The 21,805-nt window shown below is 63.5% G+C and carries 15 protein-coding genes; 7 read left to right on the top strand and 8 right to left on the bottom strand.

What is annotated here, in order from left to right; all coding sequences use genetic code 11:
• Window positions 1-19: 19 nt before the first annotated feature.
• Window positions 20-283, top strand: a complete 264-nt coding sequence (locus ACQ4W4_RS03670) for a PAAR domain-containing protein (RefSeq protein ID WP_436541116.1) — start codon at window positions 20-22, stop codon at window positions 281-283.
• Here the strand turns inward: ACQ4W4_RS03670 and ACQ4W4_RS03665 are convergent.
• From ACQ4W4_RS03665 to ACQ4W4_RS03650, 4 genes are all read right to left on the bottom strand, one after another.
• A complete protein-coding gene (locus ACQ4W4_RS03665) occupies window positions 280-1,602 on the bottom strand; it encodes an aspartate aminotransferase family protein (RefSeq protein WP_436540817.1) in 1,323 nt (440 codons plus the stop codon). The genes ACQ4W4_RS03670 and ACQ4W4_RS03665 overlap by 4 nt on opposite strands.
• A gap of 82 nt (window positions 1,603-1,684) precedes the next feature.
• Window positions 1,685-2,572: a MurR/RpiR family transcriptional regulator gene (locus ACQ4W4_RS03660; protein WP_436540816.1), complete on the bottom strand. Its 888-nt coding sequence runs from the start codon at window positions 2,570-2,572 to the stop codon at window positions 1,685-1,687.
• A gap of 44 nt (window positions 2,573-2,616) precedes the next feature.
• Window positions 2,617-2,889 (bottom strand): hypothetical protein, encoded by a 273-nt coding sequence (locus ACQ4W4_RS03655; protein WP_326459246.1) that lies wholly within the window; start codon window positions 2,887-2,889, stop codon window positions 2,617-2,619.
• A gap of 169 nt (window positions 2,890-3,058) precedes the next feature.
• The gene (locus ACQ4W4_RS03650; protein ID WP_436540815.1) at window positions 3,059-5,731 is read right to left on the bottom strand and encodes a TonB-dependent receptor; all 2,673 of its coding nucleotides are present in this window, start codon (window positions 5,729-5,731) and stop codon (window positions 3,059-3,061) included.
• A gap of 321 nt (window positions 5,732-6,052) precedes the next feature.
• Between ACQ4W4_RS03650 and ACQ4W4_RS03645 the strand changes: the two genes are divergently transcribed.
• Window positions 6,053-6,487: a hypothetical protein gene (locus ACQ4W4_RS03645; protein WP_436540814.1), complete on the top strand. Its 435-nt coding sequence runs from the start codon at window positions 6,053-6,055 to the stop codon at window positions 6,485-6,487.
• Between the two features lie 59 nt (window positions 6,488-6,546).
• Here ACQ4W4_RS03645 and cphA read toward each other — a convergent pair whose 3' ends face one another.
• Both cphA and ACQ4W4_RS03635 read right to left on the bottom strand, forming a co-directional pair.
• On the bottom strand, window positions 6,547-9,117 hold the full coding sequence (cphA, locus tag ACQ4W4_RS03640) for a cyanophycin synthetase (RefSeq protein ID WP_436540813.1): 2,571 nt from the start codon (window positions 9,115-9,117) through the stop codon (window positions 6,547-6,549).
• Window positions 9,118-9,194: 77 nt separating this feature from the next.
• Window positions 9,195-11,372: a cyanophycin synthetase gene (locus ACQ4W4_RS03635; RefSeq protein ID WP_436540812.1), complete on the bottom strand. Its 2,178-nt coding sequence runs from the start codon at window positions 11,370-11,372 to the stop codon at window positions 9,195-9,197.
• Window positions 11,373-11,839: 467 nt separating this feature from the next.
• On the opposite strand from ACQ4W4_RS03635, the gene ACQ4W4_RS03630 reads away from it, so the two are divergent.
• The 3 genes from ACQ4W4_RS03630 (at window position 11,840) to ACQ4W4_RS03620 (ending at window position 15,698) form a co-directional block, all read left to right on the top strand.
• Window positions 11,840-14,122: a cyanophycin metabolism-associated ABC transporter gene (locus ACQ4W4_RS03630; RefSeq protein ID WP_436540811.1), complete on the top strand. Its 2,283-nt coding sequence runs from the start codon at window positions 11,840-11,842 to the stop codon at window positions 14,120-14,122.
• Between the two features lie 2 nt (window positions 14,123-14,124).
• Entirely contained in the window at window positions 14,125-14,595 is a 471-nt protein-coding gene (locus tag ACQ4W4_RS03625) for a cyanophycin metabolism-associated DUF1854 family protein (RefSeq protein WP_436540810.1), read from the top strand.
• A gap of 134 nt (window positions 14,596-14,729) precedes the next feature.
• Window positions 14,730-15,698 (top strand): IS1595 family transposase, encoded by a 969-nt coding sequence (locus tag ACQ4W4_RS03620; RefSeq protein ID WP_436540809.1) that lies wholly within the window; start codon window positions 14,730-14,732, stop codon window positions 15,696-15,698.
• A 100-nt stretch (window positions 15,699-15,798) separates the two neighbouring features.
• Here ACQ4W4_RS03620 and ACQ4W4_RS03615 read toward each other — a convergent pair whose 3' ends face one another.
• Together ACQ4W4_RS03615 and ACQ4W4_RS03610 are read right to left on the bottom strand one after the other, a co-directional pair.
• Window positions 15,799-18,324 carry a TonB-dependent receptor gene (locus tag ACQ4W4_RS03615; protein WP_436540808.1) on the bottom strand — a complete coding sequence of 842 codons (2,526 nt, stop codon included), beginning with the start codon at window positions 18,322-18,324 and terminating at the stop codon, window positions 15,799-15,801.
• A gap of 432 nt (window positions 18,325-18,756) precedes the next feature.
• On the bottom strand, window positions 18,757-20,271 hold the full coding sequence (locus tag ACQ4W4_RS03610) for an AMP nucleosidase (RefSeq protein WP_152281250.1): 1,515 nt from the start codon (window positions 20,269-20,271) through the stop codon (window positions 18,757-18,759).
• A gap of 112 nt (window positions 20,272-20,383) precedes the next feature.
• Here ACQ4W4_RS03610 and ACQ4W4_RS03605 point away from each other — a divergent pair, with 112 nt between their 5' ends.
• Together ACQ4W4_RS03605 and map are read left to right on the top strand one after the other, a co-directional pair.
• Window positions 20,384-20,983, top strand: coding sequence for a TetR/AcrR family transcriptional regulator (locus ACQ4W4_RS03605; protein ID WP_436540807.1), 600 nt, complete (start codon window positions 20,384-20,386; stop codon window positions 20,981-20,983).
• Window positions 20,984-21,000: 17 nt separating this feature from the next.
• Entirely contained in the window at window positions 21,001-21,804 is an 804-nt protein-coding gene (gene map / locus ACQ4W4_RS03600; protein WP_436540806.1) for a type I methionyl aminopeptidase, read from the top strand.
• Window position 21,805: the final 1 nt, after the last annotated feature.

The following is a 21,805-nucleotide window of genomic DNA, read 5'->3' as shown; positions in this document are numbered from 1 at the left end:
GACCAGGATGGGAGGCATGATGCGTGGCGTGATCCGTTTGAACGATCCCACCAGCCACGGCGGCAAGGTGGTGGGCGCGGCGCCGAAGAGTACGGTGCTGGGTGTGGCTGTGGCGCGCAAGGGCGACCCTTGCGTTTGCCCGATCAAGGGCCATGTGCGCTGCGTGATCGCCGAGGGCGATCCGCAGGTGCTGATCGATGGCGTGCCCGTGGCGTTTGACGGCCACAAGACCAGCTGCGGCGCCAGACTGATGTCTACCGTCGGAAGCAGCGGGCGCGCTTAGGCCAGGCTCGTGTCGATGGCCGCGCCCAGCTTGTCGACGATCTCGTCGACGTGGCTGGCGTCGATGATGTAGGGCGGCGCCAGCAGCACGTGGTCGCCATGCAGGCCGTCGATGGTGCCGCCCATGGGGTAGCACATCAGCCCGTTCTGCATGGCGTGCGCCTTGATGCGCGCGTGCAGGCGGCGGGCCGGATCGAACGGCTGCTTGGTGGCGCGGTCCTGCACCAGTTCCAGGCCCAGGAACAGGCCGCGGCCGCGGATGTCGCCCACGTGCGCATGGCCGTCGAAGCGCTGCTGCAGCCGCTCGTTCAGCAAGGCGCCCATGGCGCGCACGTTGGCCAGCAAAGCGCGTTCCTCGATCTGCCGCTGCACGGCCAGCGCGGCGGCGCAGGCCGTGGCGTGGCCGATGTACGTGTGGCCGTGCTGGAAGAAACCCGTGCCGGCGCGGAGGGTGTCGCGGATGTCTTGCGACACCATCACGGCGCCGATGGGCTGGTAGCCGGCGCCCAGGCCCTTGGCGATGCAGATCAGGTCGGCCGTGACGCCTTCCTGCTCGCAGGCGAACAGGCTGCCCGTGCGGCCCATGCCGCACATGACTTCGTCGAGGATCAAGAGGATGCCGTGGCGCTGGCAAATGTCGCGCATGCGCGCAAAATAGCCGGCGACGGCGGGCAGGGCGCCGGCCGTGGCGCCGACGACGGGCTCGGCGATGAAGGCCATGACGTTCTCCGCGCCCAGTGCGGCGATATGGTCTTCCAGTTCCTGGCCCAGGCGCGCCACGTAGTCGGCATCCGTTTCATGCGCCTGCTGGTCGCGCCAGGCGTAGCAGGGCGACACGTGGGTCACGCCAATGAGAAGCGGCTCGAACTGCTGGCGGCGCCAGGCGTTGCCGCCCGTGGCCAGCGCGCCCAGGGTGTTGCCGTGATAGCTCTGGCGGCGGGCGATGACGTGGCGGCGCTGGGGCTGGCTCCGCTCGACGAAATACTGGCGCGCCAGCTTGAGCGCGCTTTCCACCGCTTCCGAGCCGCCGGAGACGAAATACACGCTGTCGATGCCGTCTGGTGCCCGCTCGACGAGAAAATCGGCCAGCTGCTCCATCGGCTCGCTGGTGAAAAACGAGCTGTGCGCGTATGCCATCGTCGCAATCTGCCGCTGCACGGCGGCGCTCACGGCCGCATCCGAATGGCCGAGGCAGGAGACGGCCGCGCCGCCGCAGGCGTCCAGGTAGCGCTTGCCGTCCGCATCGATCAGGTAAGGCCCATCGCCGCCCGTGGCGACAGGGTAGGTGGCGGTCAGGCTGCGGTGGAAGACATGGCTCATGGTATCGCTTTCTTATCGGCAAGGGAGAATGGCCGATTATAGGATGCGTGGAGCCGTGTTGCAACGATTGGTGTATTTGTTTTTAATTTACATCATTTGATGTTTTTGCGTAGGCGCCCAGCGCCCGCAGCTGGGTTTCCGCTGCGCCGATGGCGTGAACGGCGTCCGGTCCCGCGCGCGCCACCAGCAGTTCCACCAGGCTCTCCACGGCCGCGACGCCGGCCACGATGGAAGGGAAGAACGAGGGGCTGTCGACAGCGATGACGATGCTGGCGTCGGCCTGCAGGGCCAGCGGCGACATGGCGCTGTCGCTGATGGCGAGCACCTGGCAGCCGGCCTGGCGCGCCGTTTGCGCCACCAGCAGCGCTTCGCTCGAATACGGCGCGAAGCTGACGACGACGACGGCTTCGCCCGCCTGCAGGGCGCGCAAGTCCATTTCCAGGGTGCCGCCCTGGCCGCTCAGCAGCTGCACGCTGGGGCGCAGCAGCCGGTACAGGTAGTGCAGGGTGTAGGCGATCGGGTGGGCGGCGCGAAAGCCGGCCACGTGCACGCGGGGCGCCGCCTGCAGCAGGCTGGCAGCCGCGTCCAGGGCGGCGTGGTTGGCGCTTTCCGTGGCGGCCAGGTTGCGTTGCTGCACCGCGAACACTTCGGTGACCAGGTCCCCGTCCTTGCCGGCCAGCGCGCCCGCCTTTGCCGCATAGCCGACGGGTCCCGCGCGCAGGCGTTCGACGAAGATGGCTTTCAGTTCCGGCCAGCCGGAAAAGCCCAGCTGCTGCGCCAGGCGCACCAGGGCGGCCGATTGCACCTGCGCGCGCGCGGCGATGCTGCGCATCGATGACACGGCCACTTCGTCCGGATGGTCGGCCAGGTAGCGGGCGCCGGCCTGGAATTGCGGGCTCAGCTCCGCATGGCGCGCCTTGATCAGGTCCATCAGTGCCGCATAGGAATCGTGGGGTGTCGCTGCCTGCATCGCCGTGCCTCATGTAGTAGGTTGCGGCGATGGTACAGGATTCGTCAGCGCGCCGGTAGCGGCAGGGCGGTCGTGCGCGGACGCAGGCGGGCAAACAGGTGCGGCCCGGCCGGCTGGCGGCGCGGTCCCGTCGTCAGCACGCGCAGGGCGGTGGGCAGCGGTACGTCGTGGCAATGCAGGAACAGGGCGGCGGCACCCGTGCCGGCCATTTCCTGCAAGGCCAGCGCATGTTCGACCAGCGCCGCCGTGCGCATGTCGAGCCGCACCGGGATGTCGGGTTGAAATAACTGTGTATCGACGTGCCGTGCATCGCGCATGTTGTCCCCGCCGGGTTCGCTAGTCAAGCTGCCAGCATAAAAGCGCCCCGGCGGCGCCATTTTGCGCCAGATCAATTCCTATGTCGGATAGATTCCACAAGGCAAAAAAACGCCAACCGTTGCCGGCTGGCGCTGAAAACCCTCGCAAGGAAGAAAGGGGGGATATGAGTTAGTAGCTCCAGCGTATCGATAAACCGACAACCTTGTCGTAGCGCCGCACATCGCGCACATAGTCGGGCGTGTCGTGGTAGTCGCGGTAGGTCGAGTCGAGCAGGTTGTTGGCGTCCAGCGTCACCGTGGTATGCGGATTGAGCTTGTACGACACCGACGCGTCCAGGGTCTTGGTCGGCGCCACGGTCAGGTGGATGCCCTTGCCGCGGTAGTTGTAGTCGTCGACGTACTTGTCGCGCCAGCTGTAGGCCAGGCGCGCCGACCACGGTCCCTGCTCGTACAGGCCGACGATGTTGGCCGACCATTTCGACATGCCCGTGAACGGATGCACGCCGCCATTCAACTCTTCCAGTTCGCCCGTCATGTAGGTGGCGTTCGCCTGCAGGCCCAGGCCGCTCATCCAGCCGGGCAGCTTGTCGTAGAACTGCTGGTAAGCCATTTCCAGACCTTGCAGATGGCCTTTCGACGTGTTGCGCGGGCGCGTGATGTCGTACGCGATGCCGCCATAGGTTTCCTTGGCCGAACCGGACAGGATGTAATTCTTGAAGTTGTGGCGGAACACGGTGGCCGTGACGGAACCCGTCTGCGCGAAATACCATTCCAGCGCCACGTCGAGGTTCTTGCCTTCCACGGGTTTGAGGTCGGGATTGCCGCCGCTGCCCGTCGGGCGCACCATTTCCAGGCTCTGGCCCAGGCTCACGCCGGGGTTGAAGTCGGCGAAATTGGGACGCTGCACGGCCTTGCCTGCCGTCATGCGGGCGATCAGGTCCTGGCGCAGCATGGCTTTCAGGGTCATGCTGGGCAGCACGTCCGTGTCCGACGTCTTCACGCGCACCGGCGTGACGATGCCGTTTTGCGACGAGTTGCCCTGCAAGTCCTGCTTGGTCTGCACCACGCGCACGCCCAGAGTGCCGTCGACCGGTACTTGTGCCAGGTCAAAGCCGATGCGTGCCTTGCCGTAGACGGCATTGGTTTTTTCCACATCCTTGTAGTGGGTCATCGGATCGTCCGGACTGCGTTCGCTGCTGCCCGTAAACAGCTGGCGCAGCGCGGCCGTGTTGTTGAGCATGAAGTCGCGGCACGGCGTGAGCCAGCTTTGCAGGCCGAAGTTGCCCGTGTTCTCGTGCGAGGCGCAGGCCAGGCCGGGAATCGCATCCGCAGTCATGATCGACGTCAGCCCGCCTTGGCCATTTTTTTCGCGGATCGATTCAGCCTTGCGCTTGGCCAGGCGCACGCCGCCCGAGAATTCGCGGAAGAAGCCCGTGCTGTCCATGTCGTAAGTGACGTCGCCGCGCCAGTCGGTCGAGCTGCCTTCGTCGTGGCTGTGGTTATCGTAGAAGCCGAGCAGCGTATAGTTCTTCGGGTCCAGCATGTTGTAGCCGGGGTAGCTGATCTGCGCGCCGCCGTTGACGTTCGTGCTGCCGATCACGCTGGTGGGATGGGCGAGGAAGTCGAGGATGGGAAATTCGCGCTCGAAGTTGCTCACCGTGCGCGCCAGTTCCGTCGTGGCGCGCAGCTGCGGCGTGATATCCCAGCGCGCGCCGATGGCGCCCTGCGAACCGATGGAGCGGTCGCGCCGTGCCTGTGTCGAACCGAGCGTGAACGGCGACCAGGGGCCGTCGATCTTGCCCACCGTGGCCGCCTGGCTGGTGCCGGGGATCAGGGTGATGTCCGGGTTCTGCCCCCACGGCAGCGAGCCGACGAAGAACTGGCTGTCGAACGCGTGCTTGATCAGCGTCGACATGCCTTCCGCATACACCTCCACCTGCGAGTTCGGGCGCCACTGGAAGGCGGCGTTGGTCGCGTAGCGTTTGCGGTCGCCCACGGTCGGGATCATGCCGACGGAATCGGGGCCCGTGATGTTGCCCGCTTCGGGGCGCTTGACGGGTTCGGCGTTCCAGATCGTCTCGTCATAGTATCTGCCGCGCTGGTAGGACAGGCCGAGCAGGGCGCCGAATTCGCCGTATGGGGTCTTCCAGCGGTTCGACACCATGCCGCTGACGTTCGGGTCCGTCGAGCCGGCCTTGTCGCGATGTTCGGCGCGCACATTGCCCGACGCCGTAAAGCCCTTGAAGTCGAACGGGCGGTTGGTGCGCACGTCGATCACGCCGGCCGTGCCGCCTTCGACCATGTCGGCGCCCTGCGATTTGTACACATCCACGCGCTGCAGCATGGCCGTTGGAATGTCGGCCAGGTACAGGCTGCGACCCACGGAGGTGAACATTTCGCGGCCGTTGAGCAGGGTCACCACGCCGGGCAAGCCGCGGATGATGACGGTACCGGCTTCGCCGCTTTCGCGGCGGATCTGCACGCCCGTCACGCGACCGAGGATTTCGGCCACGTTCTTGTCGGGGAATTTGCCGATTTCATCGGCGACGATGGAGTCGACCACCTGGTCGTTGTTCTTCTTGATCGTCTGCGCGCTTTGCGCGGCGCGGCGCACGCCCGTGACGGCCACCACGGCGATGCCGGCAGTGTCGGCGGCGGCTTCCGGTGCGACTGCCGCCGGCGCCGTTTCTGCCGCCGGTGTTGCCACGGCGGGCGCCTGTTGCGCCCAGACGGAGGCGCTGCTCAGCAGGCCGGCGCCGGCCAGCGCGGCCACCGTGGCCTTCAAGGCCAGTCGTGTATTTTGCTTGGGCGTGCGGGTGCCCGTTGCCATCGATTGCTTCATCTTGTCTCCACCTGTATTTTAGTTATGTTGAGAACGCCGCGGCAGTCGCCGCCAGAGCTGGAACTTGCTCAGGAAGCATGGTAGGTGGGAATGACTTTGCCCCACAAATGACTTCTTTTGCGATGTCCATATCATTTCCGGTATCCCTGCTGGATTCATGCACCCTGGCGGCAGGCGCGTGCCTGCCTTGCGGGCGCCGTCGGGTGCCCGCTCTCCACGCGTGGTGAAAATAGTTTTGTATTTTTTGCCGGCTGCGGCGTTGAGGCAGTGATGCAGCGGCACCAGACGGGGCCGCCATTCCACTCAATGAAAGGAAGCACCATGTCGACATTCACCACCACCGAACCGTTGTTGCGGCACCTGCAAGCGGAGGGATATCAGGCGCAGACCGACAGCGATGGCGACATCGTCTTCCGTTTCGAAGGCATGGGCTATGTCTTGTGCTTCGACGCCGACGATGGGCAATTCGGCAAACTGCTGCTGCCGAATGTGTGGTCTATCGATACAGCGGAAGAGTTGCTGCGCGTGCGTGCGGCGCTCGATGAAGTCAACCGCCGCATCAAGCTGGTGAAAGGCCACGTGCAGCGCGGCCAGGTGTGGTTCTGCATCGAGATGCTGCTGCTCGAGCAGCAGCACTGGACGCATTTCCTGGCGCGCGCCACCCGCGCGATGGCGCATGCGGCTTCGCTGTTTGCCAGCGAGATGCGGGCCGGCGCGCTGGCCGCGCAGGCGATCGGAAAAGCCGGCGCCGACTGACGCGCAGGGACGAAAAAAAGGCGGCCCGCAGGCCGCCCTTGCATGCCGTCAGGCTGTGCTTACGCTTCGGCGACGCGCTTGGCGATATGCGCCAGCGCTTCTTCCACCTGGTCGATCAGGATCAGGCACAGGTCGCCTTCGCCGAGGCGCGCCAGGGCCTTGTCGATGGCGACGAATTCGCCGTTGATCTCATCGATATGGCTGGTGCGCTTGGCGCCGTTCAAACCCTGGCGCAGCAGCGCCACCACTTCGCCGTCGGCGCGGCCGCGCTGGCACTGGTCCTGGTACAGCAGCACGTCGTCGAAGGCGGCGCCGAGGATTTCCGTCTGCTGGCGGATGTCTTCGTCGCGGCGGTCGCCGGCGCCGCTGATGACCACCGAACGGCGCTTGGCCGGCATGCTTTCCACGGCCTGCACCAGCGCCAGGATGGCGTCCGGATTGTGGCCGTAGTCGGCGATCAGCGTGGCTCCACGATAGTCGAACACGTTGAAGCGGCCCGGCGCATTGTCGGCTTCATTGGCGAAGGTTTTCAGGCCCAGCGCGATGGTTTTCCAGTCCAGGCCCACGGCCCAGGCGGCGGCCAGCGACGCCATGACGTTGTCGACCTGGAAGCCGATGGCGCCGTTGCGCGTGATCGGCACTTGCGACAGGGCGATTTCGTGGCGCTCCTTGCCTTGCGCCGCGACCAGCTTGCCGTCTTCCACGTACACGACGCGGTTGCCCTGCGCGCGGTGCGTGGCCATCACGGGATGCGTCTTGTCTGCGGCGAAGAAGGTCACCGTGCCGCTGCAATTTTTGGCCATGCGCGCCACGGCCGGGTCGGTGGCGTTCAGCACGGCCACGCCGCTGTCGGCCACGTTCTGCACGATCACGCGTTTCAATACCGCCAGGTCTTCCACGGTGGTGATGTAGTTCAGGCCCAGGTGATCCCCGGCGCCGATATTCGTCACCACGGCGACCTGGCAGCGGTCGAAGGCCAGGCCTTCGCGCAGCATGCCGCCGCGCGCCGTCTCGAAGACGGCCGCGTCGACGTCGGGGTGCAGCAGCACGTTGCGCGCGCTGCGCGGACCGCTGCAGTCGCCGCTGTCGATCTGGCGCCCTTCGATGTACACGCCATCCGTGTTCGTCATGCCCGTGCGCAGGCCGGAAGCCGTCAGCAGGTGGGCGATCAGGCGCACGGTGGTGGTCTTGCCGTTCGTGCCCGTGACGGCGACGACGGGAATGCGGCCATCGTCGCCCTCGGCGAACATGGCGGCGATGATGGCTTCGCCCACGGGACGCGGCTTGCCGAACGACGGCGCCAGGTGCATGCGCAGACCCGGCGCGGCGTTGACTTCGACGATGCCGGCGTTCTGCTCTTCCAGCGGTTTCAGGATGCTGTCGGACACCACGTCCACGCCGCAGATGTCCAGGCCCACCATGTGCGCGGCCGCGACGGCGCGCGCCGCCACTTCCGGGTGCACGTCGACGGTGACGTCGGTGGCCGAGCCGCCCGTCGACAGGTTGGCGTTATTGCGCAGGATGACGCGCTGACCCACGGGCGGCACGGAGTCGGCCACGTAGCCCTGCTTGGCCAGGCTGGCGAGGGCGATGTCGTCGAAGCGGATCTTCGTCAGCGAGGTGGCGTGGCCGCTGCCGCGGCGCGGGTCCAGGTTGACCTGGTCGACCAGTTCGCGCACCGTGTGCTGGCCGTCGCCCACCACTTGCGGCGGGTCGCGGCGGGCAGCCGCCACCATCTTGTTGCCGATGACGAGCAGACGGAAATCGTGGCCCGGCAGATAGCGTTCGACGAGGATGTCGTCGCGGAATTCCTGCGCCGCGAGGAAGCCGGCCGTCAGCTGTTCGCGCGTGGTGACATTGACGGTGACGCCCTTGCCCTGGTTGCCATCTTTTGGTTTCACGACGACGGGCAGGCCGATCTCGCAGGCGGCGGCCCAGGCGTCGTCCGCGTCGACGGCGACACGGCCTTGCGGCACCGGCACGCCGGCCGAGTCCAGCAATTTCTTGGTCAATTCCTTGTCCTGCGCGATGGCTTCGGCGATCGCGCTGGTGCCGTCCATTTCGGCGGCCTGGATCTTGCGCTGCTTGCTGCCCCAGCCGAACGTCACGAGGCTGCCTTCGGTCAGGCGGCGGAACGGGATGTTGCGGGCCACGGCGGCGTTGACGATGGCGCCCGTCGATGGGCCCAGGCGCACGTCTTCATCGAGTTCCTGCAGCTGGTGCAGGGCGCCGGCCAGGTCGAACGGTGCATCGTCGAGCGCGGCGCGGCACAGCTGCTGCGCCAGTTCCAGGGCCAGGCGGCCGACGGCTTCTTCCGAGTATTCGACGACGACCTGAAAGATGCCCGTTTCCAGGGTCGGCGTGGTGCGGCTGAAGGTGACGGGGCAGCCGGCTTGCGCCTGCAGGCCCAGTGCCGCCAGTTCCAGCACCTGCGCCATCGGCGCGGCGTTGTAATTGCCCAGCGGTTGCAGCGGGCTCAGTTGCGGAAAGAGTGCGCGCAGGCGGGCTTCGAAGCCGGGCAGCTGGGCGATGTCGAGTTCCTGCGTGGTGCAGGAAACAATGGCTTCCACGGCGGTGTCGTGGCTCCAGAGGTTAGGGCCCCGCAAGGCCCGTACGCGAGATACTTCCATAATTAAACCGTAATCCTGTTGTGTTCTTGTGGGCCCGGCCATCGTGGCCGGACTTGAGTGCTGCTTTGCCTGTGCTGTCAGTTGCCGATGCAGCCGGGGGCTGCGTCGAAGGTGCGCAAACCTGCGCAAATGAGGTCGACGGGCAGGTTCAGGGCCCAGGCGGCGGCCGCGACGGCCAGCACGCTGTCGACATTGCCGGCCGTGGCCGGTTTCAGCAGGTCCAGGCACAGCAGGACCGTTTCGCTGCCGCCTTCGGCCAGCACGATGTGGTTACCGCGCACAAACACGGCGCGCTGGCCGGCGGCCAGTTGCGCCGCGATGGCCGGCAGGCTGCCATCCTGCGCATACAGGGTCACGCTGCCGTCGCACAGTTCGGCCAGTTCCAGCACGTGCGCGTTGGCGGCGTTGAGCACGGCCACGCCCGTCGGCACCACCACGTCGACCTGGCTGCGCACGGCCTTGTACAGGCCCGCTTCGTCCAGCACGTCGAAATCCTTGACGCTATCGAGGCTGCCCATGTCCGTGACGACGCCGATCTGGCACTTGTCGTAGGCCAGGCCTTCGGCCAGGATCATGCGCGGATTGCTCTCGAACAGGGCCGTCTGCACGGTGCGGTTGAGCAGCAGGCGCTGGCCCGCGTCCCAGTTCACGCAATCGCTGCTGACGACGCGGCGCTGGTCCAGATACATGCCTTCGCTGCAGACGGCGCCCGTGTGCAGGCCCGACAGGTTGAGCAGTTTGCACAGCATGCGCACGATCAGGCTGGCGCCGCGCGTACCCGTCACGCCGATCAGCGGAATGCGGCCCGTTTCCTCTGGCGCGAACAGGTGGTCGACGATGGCCGCGCCGACAGGGCGGGGCTGGCCCACGCCCGGCTTGATGTGCGCCAGCAGGCCGGGGCTGGCATTGACTTCGATGATGGCGCCGCGCTGCTCTTCCAGCGGACGCGTGATGTCGGTGGTGACCAGGTCGATGCCGGCGATATCGAGGCCGACCACGCGCGCGGCCAGCAGGGCCGCATGCACGACGGACGGATGCACGTCGTCCGTGACGTCGATGGCCACGTTGCCGTTCGGCTGGATCAGCACTTTCTGGCCGGCCTGCGGCACGGACAGGGCCGTCATGCCCTGGCGCTGCAGTTCGAGGATGATCTCGCCCGATTCATGCGGCTTGACGGTGCCCAATGGGAAATCCTCGCCTTCGCCGCGGCGCGGGTCGATGTTGATCTGCGTATTGACCAGTTCCAGCACGCTGGAAACGCCGTCGCCGTCGACCCACAAGGATTCGCCCTTGGCGGCCGCGATCAGCTTGTTGCCGACGACGAGCAGACGGTGTTCGTCGCCCGTGATGAAGCTTTCCACCAGCACGGCCGAGCTGTCGCCCTTGCGCGCGGCCAGTTCATAGGCCGCTTTCACGTCGGCTTCCGTCATCAGGTTCAGCGACACGCCGCGGCCGTGGTTGCCGTCATACGGCTTGACGACGACGGGCACGCCGATGTCCTGCGCTTCTTCCCAGGCCGCTTCGGCGCTGCGCACCAGACTGCCTTCGGGCACGCGCACGCCGCACGATTTGAGCAGGAATTTGGTGAGATCCTTGTCGCTGGCGATGCCTTCGGCGATCGCGCTGGTGCGGTCCGTTTCGGCCGTCCAGATGCGGCGCTGCGCGGCGCCGTGGCCCAGCTGCACCAGGTTGCCGTCGTTCAGACGCAAGGAAGGGATGCGGCGCTCGGTGGCCGCATCGACGATGCTGGCCGTGCTCGGCCCCAGGCAGCGCGCATCGACCATGTCGCGCAGCGGCGCCAGGGCCGCTTCCAGATCGTAGGCTTCATCGTTGATGGCGGCCATCAGCAGTTCGCGCGCGGCGGCCAGGGCGGCGCGGCCCACATGCTCTTCGCGCGTGCGGAAGGCCATCTTGTAGACGCCGCGCTGGCTGGTCGAGCGCGTCTGGCCGAAGCCCGTGCGCATGCCTGCCAGGTTTTGCAGTTCCAGCACCACGTGTTCGAGGATGTGGGCCGACCAGGTGCCTTCGCGCAGGCGCTCGAAAAAGCCGCCCCGTTCGCCCACGCCGCAGCGGTGCTCGATCATGCCGGGCAGCCACGCCACCAGGCGCTCGTACAGGCCGGGCAGGGTATTCGATGGATAGTCTTCCAGTTCGCCGATGTCGACCCAGGCTTCAATCACCGGGCGATACGTCCAGATGTTGGGGCCGCGCAAGTGGGTGACGCGGACGAATTCGATGTTCTTCTTCTTGATCATGTAAGTGGTTTCTTGATAACAAGCCAGGCGTCTGGGCGCCAGATACTTTATGTTGGCTTTACAGAGTCTTTTCAGGCTCGTGCTTGGTTCTTTATCCCGGGTATGCGCAGTGTGCCACTTTTAGCGGCCTCTTGTCGCGTTTGCTTCTCGTATTCTGCTGGTGTTGTCATTCTAATTGTTACTAATTGTTGCCATACTTGTTATAAAGTTACCGACTCCGGGCTAAGCTGGAGCATTTGCGCAACAGCGGGCTGTTGTATACTTGCCCCTGGTCGATGGCCGCGCATTTTTTTGCTCCGTTTTGCCATCATTCATTACCTGCAGGCATCCATTCGATACAATACAGGAAATTGCCACTGGTGCATCTACCTCGCCATCGCGCAATGCACAAACATTGATCGGGCGTCTGCCCCATCCCCCAAATCCCGCCCTGAAGGGCTTGGCCTCGAGCCGGAGTATGCTTTACGATGACAACTGAACTGAGTGTTCCTGCAACAACTATCCCCCTCGCTTCCCTGCCGGCGACCGTGCCAGAAACCTGGCTGGCGGAAGTGGAAAAGAACCTTTCTCCAGGGGAGAACGTTTTAAGTAGCGTTGAGGTTGACCTCGATGCGCGATTACGTTTCACAAAAGGCATAATTGTTGTCACCGAGAAGCGTTTATTGGCCCGTTCGCCGGGTGATACCGTCTGGAAAAGCTGGTCTTTCCGCCCTGGATTGCGCCTGACACACCATGACCACGCCGGTGTCGGCCACCTGGAATTGTTCGACGACCACGGCCGCCTGGCTTCGTGGCGCTTCACTTTGGGCCAGAACCTGCACGCGATCCGCGTGCTGGAACAGTTCGTCGAGCGCCTCGACAGCCACCTGACGGGCCAGCCCGTGCTGGAAGCGGAGCAGGAAGTGTGTCCCAGCTGCAAGGCACCGCTGGAGCCGGAGCAGGAAGAATGCCCGATCTGCGCCAAGGTGCTGCACACGCCGCCATCGACCTGGACCCTGTTCCGCCTGTGGCGCTTCGCCCATCCCTACCGCGGCCAGCTGGCCCTGGGCTTCCTGCTGATGCTGCTGAGTACCGCCGCGCACATGATTCCCCCGTACCTGACGGCGCCGCTGATGGACAACGTGCTGATCCCGTATCAGAACGGCAAGCATATCGACCCATGGCTGGTGGTGTACTACATGAGCGGCTTGCTCGGTTCGGCCCTGCTGGCCTGGCTGCTGGGCTGGGGCAAGACTTACGTGCTGGCCCTCGTATCCGAACGCATGGGCGCCGACCTGCGCTCGGCCACGTATGAACACCTGATGAAACTGTCGCTGGAATTTTTCGGCGGCAAGCGCACGGGCGACCTGATGGCGCGCATCGGCAGCGGCAGCGACCGCATCTGCGTCTTCCTGTCGCTGCATTTGCTCGATTTCGCTTCCGACGTGCTGATGATCATCATGACGGGCGTGATCCTGTGGTCGATGAACCCGTGGCTGGCCATCATGACCCTGGCGCCGCTGCCCTTCATCGCCTGGATGATCCACCTGGTGCGCGACCGTTTGCGCACGGGCTTTGAAAAGATCGACCGCGTATGGAGCGAAGTGACCAACGTGCTGGCCGATACGATTCCCGGCATCCGCGTGGTCAAGGCGTTTGCGCAGGAAAAACGCGAAGCGGCCCGCTTCCGCGACGCCAACGCGCACAACCTGGCCGTCAACGACAAGTTGAACAAGGTCTGGTCGCTGTTCTCGCCCACCGTCTCGTTCCTGACGGAGATGGGCCTGCTGGTCATCTGGTGCTTCGGCATCTGGCAGCTGTCGCGCGGCGAAATCACCGTCGGCGTGCTGACCGCCTTCATCGCCTACAGCACGCGCTTCTATGGCCGCCTCGACTCGATGAGCCGCATCGTCTCCGTGACGCAGAAATCGGCGTCCGCCGCCAAGCGCATCTTCGACATCCTCGACCACGTGTCGAGCGTGCCGGAACCGGCGCAACCCGTGAAACTGGAGAAGATCGAAGGCAGGATCGATTTGCGCGAAGTCGGTTTCCGCTACGGTAACCGGGCCGTCAACCGCGGCATCACCCTGAACATCAAGGCGGGCGAGATGATCGGCCTGGTGGGCCACAGCGGGTCGGGCAAGAGTACGCTGGTCAACCTGATCTGCCGCTTCTACGACGTGTCGGAAGGGGCGATTTTGCTCGACGGCGTCGATATCCGCTCGTTCGCCGTCTCCGACTACCGCCGCAACATCGGCCTGGTGCTGCAGGAACCGTTCCTGTTCTTCGGCACCATCGCGGAAAATATCGCTTACGGCAAGCCGCATGCGACGCGCCAGGAAATCATCGCCGCCGCGCGCGCCGCGCATGCGCACGAATTCATCCTGCGCCTGCCGCAAGGCTACGATTCGATGGTGGGCGAGCGTGGCCAGGGCTTGTCCGGCGGCGAACGCCAGCGCATCTCGATCGCCCGCGCGCTGCTGATCGACCCGCGCATCCTGATCATGGATGAAGCCACATCGTCGGTCGACTCGGAAACGGAAAAAGAGATTCAAAAGGCGCTGGACAACCTGGTGCAGGGCCGCACGACCATCGCCATCGCGCACAGGCTGTCGACCCTGCACCGCGCCGACCGCCTGGTGGTGCTGGACCGCGGCCAGGTCGTCGAAGTGGGCAGTCACGATGAACTGATGGCGAAAGAGGGCGCCTATTTCCGCCTCTACGAAGCACAGGCGCGCAACAACGAACTCGCCCTGGATGACAAGGAATAAGCATGGCCAGTACAACTTTTACATTAAGCCGCGACCCTTTCGGCAAGCTGGTGATGACGGACGCGGACGGCCAGGTCTTTGAGGGCGTGGCGCCCGTGCGCGCCTTTCCCATCCAGTCGCCCGACGAAGGCATTTCGCTGGTGCTGGGCAATGGCAAGGAAGTGGCGTGGATTGAGCGCCTCGACACCTTGCCGGAGCCGGCGCGCAGCCTGCTGCAGGAAGAGCTGGAAGGGCGCGAATTCATGCCCGAGATCGCGCGCGTGAAAAGCGTCTCCAGCTTCGCCACGCCGTGCACCTGGCACGTCGACACGGACCGGGGCGAGACGCAGTTCGTGCTCAAGGGCGAGGAAGACATCCGCCGCATCGGCGCCGCGTCGCTGCTGATCGCCGACAACCACGGCATTCACTTCCTGATCCGCGACATGTTCAATATCGACAAGACGACGCGGAAGATTTTGGATCGCTTCTTGTAAGCGATTTCCTGCCTTGCAAACCGCTGCCTGCAGCGGTTTTTTTTGGCTCTGTCATCGGAAAATAGGGGATATGCCGGAATCTTCCCTTGGCGATGCTGTCTGACTCTGTATACCCACCTCACAGGGAGCAGATCATGCAGCCAGCCAAATGGATCCGCTTTATCGCGCAGTTTGCGCAGTTGAACCGGCGCCAGCGGCAGACAGGCATGGCCCCGCTGCGTGGCAACACGCCACACGACGCGACCGTCGCGTTGCTGGAGGGCGTGGCGCAGCCGCGCTTGGCCTGTCCCGCCTGCCACTCGCCCCACCTGCACCGACATGGTCATGCGCACGGCCTGCAGCGCTACCGCTGCGTGCCTTGCGGGCGCACCTTCAATGCGCTCACCGGCACGCCGCTGGCACGCCTGCGCCATAAATCGTTGTGGCTCGACTACGCCGATTGCTTGCTTGCATCGGATTCCGTGCGCAAGGCGGCGCGACAACTGGGCGTGCACCGCAACACCACGTTTCGCTGGCGCCACCGGTTTTTATCGTTGGCAAAAACGGACCGGCCGCACGGCCTGCATGGCATCGCCGAGGCCGACGAGCTATATGTGCTGGAATCAGAAAAGGGCTCCAGGCAGATGACGCGTCCGGCCCGCCGCCGGGGCGGCCATGCGCAACGGCGGGGCATATCCAACGAGCAAGTCTGCATCCTGGTGGCGCGCGACCGCACGGGCCAGACCCTCGATTTCGTCGCGGGCAAAGGGCAACTGACGAAGGCGCAATTGCACCGCTGTTTGTTGCCTGTCGTCGATAAGGATATCCTGCTGGTCACGGATGGCCATGCCGCCTACCGGGCGTTTGCGCGGGAAGCGCGGATCAGCCACCAGGCCGTTAATGTGCGCGCCGGCATCCGCGTGCAGGGTGCCGCGCACGTGCAGAACGTCAATGCGTATCACAGCCGCCTGCGGCAATGGCTGCGTCCGTTTCACGGCGTGGCTACGCGCTACCTGCCAAATTACCTGGGATGGCGCTGGATACTCGATGCCAGGCGCATCCGCTCACCCGAAACGTTATTGAAAGCAACATTGGGCGCATTCCCACATCTGACGGTGACATAGCCTTTTTTTTCGTCCGCCGGGCATGAAAAAAGCCGCACAAGAGTGCGGCTTTCGGGGGCGGTACCGGCAGCCATTTCAGGCCGCCGGCGATTGCGCTGCATTACATGAACTTGTAGCCTGCGCCGAGGTAGAAGTAGCGGCCACGGGCATTGTACAACTGGGCAAAGCCCAAGGTGCCGTACTGATTGCCCGAACCCATGACGCTGTAAGGCGGCATGCGGTCGAACAGATTTTTCACGCCGGCCGACAAGGTCAGGTTTTTCATCGCCACGTACTGGCCCGTCAGATCCACTTCGGTGTGCGAAGGAATCGTGCGGGTGCCCGGCTTGATTTCGTCGCGGCGCAGGTCCGAGTCGATCATGTCGCCTGTCGTACGGATGACCAGGGAGCCAGACATGTTGTCTTTTTCCAGGCTGGCCGTAAAGGTGTTGCGATACTTCGGATTCATGTAGGTCTTGAGCGTGCTCTGCAGCTTATCGCTGGCCGTATCCTGCGTTTCCTGCTTGGTGTACACGGTTGCCGCATTGCGCAGTGTGAATTTGCCGAACATTGTCTGCGGCGATGTGTAGCGGATATCCGTATCGACACCCTGAATCTTGGTGGATGCCAGATTCTGGTTGTTCAGCAAGATGCGCGCTTCGCCATCCTTGATCTCGTAGTTGCCCAGCTTGATCGCCTTGAGTTCCGTCAAGGTGCTGATTTCATTTTTCTTGTCGATACGGAAGTAATCCACGCTCACGGTCAGTGCATTGACTGGCGAGAAGACCATGCCCAGGTTGTAGGTCTTGCCCGTCTCAGGTTTCAGGTTCGGATTGGAGCCTGTGACCTGGTAGTATGGGAAGTTGCTGCAAGCACCTGCCAGGGATGGGAATGCCGCGCAAATTTGCGGATCATCCGTCGAGTTGGCGCCGGCGTCGATGCCACCGAACATTTGTTTCAGCGAAGGCGCGAGGAAACTGCCTGCATACGATGCGCGGAACATCAGCGTATCGAGTGGCTGGTAGCGCAAGGCCACTTTCGGGCTGGTCTTGCTGCCGACCTTGGAGATGTCGTCGTAACGCAGCGCGAGCTGGGCTTCAACATTTTTGATGAATGGAATCGACAGTTCGCCAAAGACGCTCTTCGTGTTGCGATCCGCCTTGACGGCCGCTTGTTGGATGCTGCCGAAGACCAGGCCATCGATCTGGTTCTGGTCGGGTTGATCGCTCAGCGATTCCTTGTTGTAGGACACGCCAACAGCGTAAGCCATCGCGCCGCCTGCCAGGTCCATGATCGGCGCCGATGCCTTGGCGTTAAAGAAGGTCATTTCCGACTTGCCTTCGCGCGATGGCGAGATGCGGATTTTGTCCACTTCCGATTGCGGGTTGGTGTTGCTTGCCGGATTGATCAAGCCTTGTTCAATCGCGTTGTTGAACAGTACGCTTTGAGCGTAGTTCGAGTCGTGATTGCTGGCTTTGCTGATGCCCTTGCCGATAGCCACATCCCAATCGATGCCGCGGGTAGTACCTTCAAGGCCAGTCGAGAACTGGGTCAACGTGCCTTTGCGTTTCGTGGTACGCGGACCCATCTGCATGAAGCGTCCCAATACGGTGTCATCGCCAACCACGAAGGCGCCTGGAGCAGGCTGGGCTTCAAAGTTGTCCTTGTTTTCCGAATAGGTCAATTCGGCAAAAGCGCGAATGTCATTGTTGACCTTGAAGCTGCCGATCAACATGCCGCTGACGCGATCGGCGCCATTGATGGAGGTCAGAATGGTCTTATTGAAGTCGAAGCGGCAGCTGCCTTTTTGCAAGTCTTCTGGGGCGCAGGGCACCAGTTGGCCACCGGAAAGGATGTTGCCGTTTGGCGAGTAGCTGCTGCGGCCATCGATACCGCCAGGGAAACGGCGGAAGTCAGCCGAGCTGGTCAGGTCGCGGTCCTTGCGATAGATCGGATCGCGCTTGAGCACGTCAACCGTGGCCAGCACGTTGAAGCCTTGCTCGTCGTAGTCGCCAAAGCCGTAGACCAGGCTGGCGGTTTTTTCCTTGGCGTCGGAACGCGAGCTTTGGCCGTAGCTGGCTTTCGCCTCCAGGCCCTGGTAATTTTTCTTGGTGATGAAGTTCATGACGCCAGCAACCGCATCTGCACCATAGATGGCCGAGCCGCCATCTTTCAGGATTTCAATGCGCTCCAGCGCGCCCAGAGGAATGACGTTGACGTCAACAGCGGCACCGGCGCCGGAACCATCGGCCAACGCATTGGTTGGCAGGCGGCGGCCGTTCAGCAGGATCAGCACGTTGCGTTCGCTCAAGCCGCGCATCTTGATGTTGGTCGTTCCCGAACCTGACGGCGAGTTGGCGCTCAGTTCGCCCTGGTCGTTGATGTCGATCGAAGCCAGATTCTTGACCAGCTCGGCAACGCTGGTGGCGCCCGTGCGTTCAATGTCTTTCTTCGTGTAAATTTCGACGGGGGCTGCGGTTTCCGCATCCACGCGCTTGATGGCTGAGCCGGTGACAACCACGCGTTGCAACTTCTCGTCAGCCTTGGCGTCTTGCGCCTGGGCGGCCTGGTGCATGAAGCCTGCACTCATTACCAAAGTGCCGGCAAACATCATGCGCAAGGATTTGCTTAATTTCTTTTCAATCATTGTCTATCTCCGGCTAGGAAACTTCAGTTTCCTTAGGGTTTTATTTAGTTATTTGAAATTATTTTCAAAATGACCATGTTTGCAAATTTAGTATTTTAAATTTGCAATTCATCAGACCATTTTTTGCTCTTGACTGTCAAGAACTGCCGGGTGTTTGTTGATGTGCATGGCAGCAGCCAGAATGAAGGTGGATGAATTTTATTTGTGCTGAGCAGGAAAATGTTAAATTCCAATTGTTAAATAAATTAAATTTGCTATTTGTTAAAATTATCGTTGAAAGTTTGGTGTTTGTTTGATGCCTGTCTAGGCAGCTGTTGTTTTTTTGTGACGGCATTTGCGCCATGTCAGGTTGGGTCGCGGTATCGCCGCGACCGGGCGCCGGGCAAAAAAAAAGCCGCCCGGGGAGGGCGGCTGGCGTGAGAAATACGGGGGTTATTGAAACGCCACTTCCGCAAAACTGCGCAATTTTCGGCTGTGCAGGCGGTCCACGCCCTGACGGCGCAGCAGTTCCACGGCGCGGATGCCGATGCGCAGGTGCTGGTCGACCCGTTCGCGGTAGAAGTGATTGGCCATGCCGGGCAGCTTGATTTCGCCATGCAGCGGCTTGTCGCTCACGCACAGCAGGGTGCCGTACGGGACGCGGAAGCGGAAGCCGTTGGCGGCGATCGTCGCGCTTTCCATGTCCAGCGCGATGGCGCGGCTCTGGCTGAAACGGCGCTCCGGCGTGCGCTGCGGCAGCAGTTCCCAGTTGCGGTTATCGGTGCTGGCCACGGTCCCCGTGCGCATGATGTGCTTTAAATCATGCCCCGTCAGCTGGGTGATTTCCGCCACGGCCGTTTGCAGCGCTTGCTGGATTTCCGCCAGCGGCGGGATCGGCACCCACAACGGCAAGTCTTCGTCGAGCACGTGGTCTTCGCGCACGTACGCGTGCGCCAGCACGTAGTCGCCCAGGCTTTGCGTGGTGCGCAGGCCAGCGCAGTGACCCAGCATCAGCCAGGCGTGCGGGCGCAGCACGGCGATATGGTCGGTGATGGTCTTGGCGTTCGCCGGTCCCACGCCGATATTGACCATGGTGATGCCGCTGCCGTCGGCGCGCAGCAAGTGGTAGGCGGGCATCTGCGGCAGGCGCGGCGGCGCGGCGCCCAGCGCATCCTCGCTTTCGACGGTCTGGCCGACCCGGCGCGTGACCACGTTGCCCGGTTCGACAAAAGCGACGTAGCCGTCGTCGTCCGATGGCGCTTGCGCGTCGGGCGCGCGGTCCATCATGGCGTGGCCCAGGCGGATGAATTCGTCGATGTAGAACTGGTAATTGGTAAACAGGACGAAGTTCTGGAAGTGCTGCGGCGAAGTGCCGCTGTAGTGGCGCAGGCGCTGCAGCGAGTAATCGACGCGCGGTCCCGTGAACAGCGACAGCGGCTGCGCTTCGCCATGCGCCGGTTCGTGCGTGCCGTTGGCGATGCCGTCGTCCATGGCCGACAGGTCGGGCAGGTCGAACAGGTCGCGCATGGCCAGGCGGCGGCCCGCATCCATATTGCCTTCGATATGGTCATGCTCGGCGAACGAGAAATGCACGGGGATGGGCTGGGCGCTCACGCCCACTTCCAGGTGCACCTTCTGGCCGCTGTTATGGTTTTTCAGCAGCAGCGTGAACTGGTCGAGGTAATAGTCGCCGAACAGGTCGGGGCGCGTCAGGGTGGTCTCGAACACGCCGGGGCCGGCGACAAAACCATAGGCCAGCGGCGAGTCGGCGCGCGCCACGGTGTCCGTCTGGATGCGCACGAAGGGGTAGCAGGCGCGCACGCGCTCGTGCATGTCTTCGCCGGCGACAAAGCGCTGCAGCGCATCGCGCAAGTGCTCGATGCTGCTGCGGTAAATGGCTTGCACCTGTTCCAACGCCAGGCGTGGATCGTCGAAGCGGGAGGAGGCGATGAAGGGGGGCGTAAGCAAGCGGATTCTCCTTGTAGCGGTTCGTGCATACCATTGTAAGGCAGCGCGGCAACTCTTGTCGGCGCATCTGGGCCCGCTTGACGGATTCAAATAGAATCTGTATTCTATTTGAATGGTCAGACTAGCCAAATTCAACGAAAACAACTTCATCGACAGCGCGATCGCCGTCGCCGCCCAGTGCGGCGTGGGCGCCGTGTCGATGGCCGCCATCGCCGTCAAGGCCGGCGCGCCCATCGGTTCCGTGTATCACCGCTTCGATTCGCGCAACGCCATCCTGGCGCGCGCCTGGCTGCGCGTGAAGAGCGACTTCCGCGAGGAAGTGGCCAGCCGGTGGCTCGGCGGCGATACCTGGGCCGGCGTGCACGGCTTGCTGGACTGGTGCCGGCGCAAGCCCGTGTATGCGCGCTTCCTGCTGCAATGCGCGGACAGCCCCGATTTCAGCGGTGGCCTCAGCGAGGAATTGCTGGCCGCCGTCGAAGAGGAGCAGGCGGCGCTCGACGCCTGCTTTGTGCGCTGCGCCGAAGCCATGCCCGCCGCCACAGAGCCGGACCTCGATCACATGCTGCTCAAATTCGTGCTGATCGACGCGCCCGTGGCCGTCGTCAAGCCCTACCTGACCCAGGAGCGGCCGATACCGGCCAGCGTCGACGCCATGTTGCGCGCCTCGCACGACGCCGTGCGCGGCTGGGCCTTACATGCCACATCACACTAACAAAGAAAAGAATCCCCATGCGCTATTCCACCCAGCTTGAACACGGCAAAAAAATTCCCCTGCACGATGAAGAAGGTTTCATCGGCATGCGCGCGGCCGGCCGCATCGCCGCCGACACGCTCGACTACATCGCGCCCTTCGTCAAACCGGGCGTCTCGACGGCCAGGCTCGACGCCCTGTGCGAGGAATTCATGCGCGCCGCCGGCGCCATCCCCGGCACCATCGACTACCACGGTTACAAGCACGCCAGCTGCATCTCCGTCAATCACGTGGTCACGCACGGCATCCCGTCCGAGACCAAGATCCTGAAAGCGGGCGACATCCTCAATATCGACGTGACGCCGAAGTTCAACGGCTGGTTCGGCGACACCAGCCGCACCTTCAAGGTGGGCGCCGTCTCCATCCTGGCCAACCGTCTTGTCAACACGGCGTATGAAGCCATGATGGCCGGCATCCACACCGTGCGTCCGGGCGCCACGCTGGGCGACGTGGGCGCCGCCATCGAAGCGGTGGCCAAGGCGCAGGGCTTTTCCTCCGTGCGCGACTTCTGCGGCCACGGCGTGGGTCAGGTCTTCCACGACACGCCGCAAGTGCTGCACTATGGCCGCGCCGGCACGGGCATCGTGCTTGAGCCGGGCATGATCTTCACGATCGAACCGATGCTCAACGTGGGCAGCTACCAGGTCAAGGTCTTGCCCGACAAATGGACGACGGTGACGAAAGACCGTTCGCTGTCGGCGCAGTTCGAGCACTCGCTGGCCGTCACGGAAACGGGCTTTGAAATCTTCACCCTGACCGGTTCGACCGATCCGCTGGTGTAAG

This window comes from Janthinobacterium glycogeni (assembly GCF_051380725.1).
Taxonomy (GTDB): Bacteria; Pseudomonadota; Gammaproteobacteria; order Burkholderiales; family Burkholderiaceae_D; genus Janthinobacterium.
Note: the sequence above shows the minus strand (reverse complement) of the source record. Positions and strands in the feature narration are given on the sequence as shown.